Source organism: Caldimonas sp., from assembly GCF_046289365.1.
Taxonomy (GTDB): Bacteria; Pseudomonadota; Gammaproteobacteria; order Burkholderiales; family Burkholderiaceae_C; genus Caldimonas.
The window spans coordinates 1-3,617 of the sequence record NZ_JBKBVU010000028.1 but is presented as its reverse complement, the minus strand read 5'-3'; the positions used below and the strand labels follow the sequence as shown (position 1 = coordinate 3,617).

3 protein-coding genes and 1 pseudogene are annotated in these 3,617 nt (G+C 70.7%); 2 read left to right on the top strand and 2 right to left on the bottom strand.

Translation table 11 applies throughout. The features are described 5' to 3' along the window. Positions 1-481 (bottom strand): annotated as a pseudogene (locus ACK42S_RS04840) (ABC transporter permease); the annotation flags it as partial. A 127-nt stretch (positions 482-608) separates the two neighbouring features. Here ACK42S_RS04840 and ACK42S_RS04835 point away from each other — a divergent pair. After that, a complete protein-coding gene (locus ACK42S_RS04835) occupies positions 609-1,703 on the top strand; it encodes a substrate-binding domain-containing protein (protein WP_409704047.1) in 1,095 nt (364 codons plus the stop codon). A gap of 9 nt (positions 1,704-1,712) precedes the next feature. Here the strand turns inward: ACK42S_RS04835 and senA are convergent, their stop codons facing one another. After that, positions 1,713-2,915, bottom strand: coding sequence for a selenoneine synthase SenA (senA, locus tag ACK42S_RS04830; RefSeq protein ID WP_409704045.1), 1,203 nt, complete (start codon positions 2,913-2,915; stop codon positions 1,713-1,715). Positions 2,916-2,999: 84 nt separating this feature from the next. Here senA and selD point away from each other — a divergent pair. Continuing rightward, positions 3,000-3,617: selenide, water dikinase SelD (selD, locus tag ACK42S_RS04825; protein ID WP_409704043.1), on the top strand; the 618-nt coding region annotated here is incomplete at its 3' end.

Genomic DNA, 3,617 nt, shown 5'->3' with positions numbered 1-3,617 from the left:
CGATGTTGCCGCCCACGATCATCACGGCGCCCACCTCGGCAATCGCGCGGCCGAAGGCCGCCAGGGCCACCGTGGCCAGCGCCGTGCGCTCGTCCCAGGCCAGGATCAGGGCACTGCACAAGCGCCCCGCCCCGAGCGAGCGCAACTGCTCGCCGTGATCGTTCATCGCGCCTTCCAGATGCTGGCGCACCAGCGCGGTGACGATGGGCAGCACCAGCACCACCTGGGCGACCACCATCGCCGTGGGCGTAAAAAGGAGGCCCAGCGACCCCAGCGGCCCCGCGCGCGACAGCAGCAGGTAGACCATCAGCCCCACCACCACCGCCGGCAGGGCCAGCGAGGTGTTGAGCAGCACGAGCACCGCCTGGCGGCCGGCGAAACGGCTCACCGCGATCCAGGCGCCCAGCCCCAGCCCCAACCCCATCGCGATGAGGCTGGCTGCGCCGCTGACCTGCAGCGACAGCGCCACGATACTCCACAGGCGCGGGTCGAAGGACAAAAGGAGCGCGATCGCCTGAGCGATGCTGTCGGCCAAGGTGTTCATGCAGAGGATCGGGTCATGCTCGTTATGCTAGGCCTCCCTTCCCGCCAAGGCGATATGAAGCCCCATGCATAGGATTTCGCTGCGCTATGCGCTGTGCGCACCGGACGAGCCGGTCGAAGACCTGCATCACCCGCTGATGCGGCTGCTCGAGGCCATCCACCGGGGGGGGTCCATCTCGGCTGCGGCGCGCGAGCTGAAGCTCTCCTACCGCCATGTGTGGGGCGAACTCAAGCGTTGGGAAGCCGAGCTGGGCCAGCCGCTGGTGCTGTGGGTGAAGGGGCAGCGCGCACAGCTCTCGCCCTTGGGCGACAAGCTGCTGTGGGCCGAGCGCCGCGCCCGTGCGAGGCTCACACCCCAGATCGAGGCCCTGCGCGGCGAGCTCGAGCGGGCCTTTGCCGTGGTCTTCGACGCGCAGGCCCTCGTGCTGAGCCTGCAAGCCAGCCACGATGAGGCCCTGCCGCGCCTGCGCGAGCGCTCGGCCCGCGCGGGCCTGCACCTGGATTTGCAGTTCAGCGGCAGCATCGATGCGCTGGAGGCGCTCAACGAGGGGCGCTGCTTGGTGGCCGGCTTCCATCTGCGTCTGGACGCCGATCGCCGCTCGGCCACGGCGCGCACCTACCGGCCCAGGCTGCGGCCGGGACGCCACAAGCTCATCGGCTTCGCGCAGCGCCACCAGGGCCTGATCGTCGCGCGCGGCAACCCGCTGGGCCTGCACGGCTTGGCCGACCTGATCCGCCCCGGCCTGCGCTTCGTGATCCGCCCGGCGGGCACGGGCTCGCGCGTGCTGTTCGAGGAACTGTGCGCACAGGCGGGGCTGGCGGTGCACCGGCTGTCCAGCGCGGCGCGCACCGAACCTTCGCATGCGGCCGTGGCCGAGGCCGTGGCCAGCGGCCAGGCCGATGCCGGCTTCGGCATCGAGACCGTCGCACGCCTGCGCGGCCTGGACTTCCTGCCGCTGGCCCAGGAGCGCTACGTGCTGGCCGTGCTCGCCCCGTCGCTGGAGCAACCGGCCGTGCAACGGCTGATGCAGGTGCTGCGAGACCCGTCCTGGCAGGCCGAACTGGCCGCCCTGCCCGGCTACACGCCCGAGCGCTGCGGCGAGGTGCTCAGCCTGCGCGCGGTGCTGCCGTGGTGGAGCTACCGGCAGCCCCGGGCCTGAGCCCGTGCCTCACAGGGCGCAGGAGCGAAAGCCGCAGAAGATGTCGTTGCGGTGCGGCAGGTGGAAGTGGCGGTACTTCGGATCCTTCAGCCTGCCGCGCGTGGCCATCGACCCGCCCTTGAGCACGCGGTGCGTGCCAAACCAGGGCAGCGAGTAGTCGCGGTCGGGATCGGGCTCGAAGCCCGCGTAAGGTTCGAAACGGCTGGCCGTCCATTCCCAGACCTCACCACTGCGCAGGCCCTGGCGAAGGCCCAGGGCCTGCGCGGCCTCCCATTCCTCCTCGAAGGGCAGGCGCCGTCCGGCCCAGCGGCACCAGGCCTCGGCCTCGTGGCAGCTCACGTGCGTGGCCGGCGCAGCCAGCGGCACCTGGGTCAGCACCCCGAAGCGTCGCACCAGCACGCCGTGGCGCACCTGCTCGACATGGCGCGGCGCGGTGCGCGCCTCGCGCTGCACCCAGGCCCAGCCTGCCTCGCTCCACCAGCGGGGGTCGTCGTAGCCCCCATCGTCGATGAACTCCAGGTACTGGGCCCAGCTCACCGGCTGGGCATCGATCTCGAACTCGGGCAGACGCACCTCGTGGGCCCACTTCTCGTTGTCGAAGACGAAGCCCTCGCCGCGCGGACGGCCCAGCGTCCAGCGGCAGTGCGGCACCACCAGCGGAGCGCGCGGGGTGCACGGCTCGGGCGGGGCCACATCGGGCATCGCGATCCCCAAGGTCTGGGCCATGCAGGCGAAGGTCTCGGCGTGCCTGTCCTCATGGAACAGCGCCAGTCGGAAGAAATACAGGCCCTCGTCGGTCTCGGGGGCGCCGGCCAGCAGGTCGAGCGTGGCCTCCAGGGTGTCCACCAGGTAGGCGCGTGTCTCGGCGGCATCGGGCAGAACCAGCGACCAGCGCTCGTCGTGCGGCACGCGCGAGGGGTCGTACCAGGCGTCGGCCTGCGGCACGACGCAGGCCAGCTTCGGCCGGGTCGGGTCGGCCTGGGCGCCGCGGTAGCGTTCCACATTGCGGCCGATCCAGTGTTCCTGGAACCAGGCCACATGGCCCAGTACCCACAGCGGCGGGTCGAGTTCGGGCAGGCAGGGCACCTGCAGCCTGCCGGCCCGCTCGAAGGCCTCGAAGCGGCGCAACGTACAGTTGCGGGCATCGATCAAGGCCAGGGACAGGGCATCGCGCCCCAGCTGGCGCAACAAGGGTGTGTCGATGTCCACCATCGTCGATTCCCGCACAATTGCCGATGCGGGCATTGTCACACCACGGGCTGCCCGCGCCCGAACGACTGCCCGAGGCCTTCATCCATGACCGCTTGTGCCATTCCGCGTCTGACTTCGCTGTCCCACGGTGGGGGCTGCGGCTGCAAGATCGCTCCGGGGGTGCTGTCCGAGATCCTGCGCAGCACGCGCGGCCTGCCGGTGCCCGAGGCGCTGATGGTGGGCATCGAGACGGCCGACGATGCCGCCGTCTACCGTCTCAACGACCACCAGGCCCTGATCGCCACCACCGACTTCTTCATGCCCATCGTCGACGACCCGCACGACTTCGGACGCATCGCGGCCACCAATGCGATCTCCGACGTCTATGCCATGGGCGGGCGGCCCATCCTCGCGCTGGGTCTCGTGGGCATGCCGGTCAATGTACTGCCGCTGGAGGTCATCGGCCGCATCCTGCAAGGCGGCGAAAGCGTGTGCCGGCAGGCCGGCATCCCGATCGCCGGTGGGCACACCATCGACTCGGTCGAACCCATCTACGGCCTGGTGGTGCTCGGGCTGGTTCACCCCGACCGGGTCAAGCGCAACGCCGGGGCGCACCCCGGCGACGTGTTGGTGCTGGGCAAGCCCCTGGGCGTGGGCGTGCTCTCGGCGGCGCTGAAGAAGGACGCGCTGGACGAGGCCGGCTATCGCCGCATGATCGACACC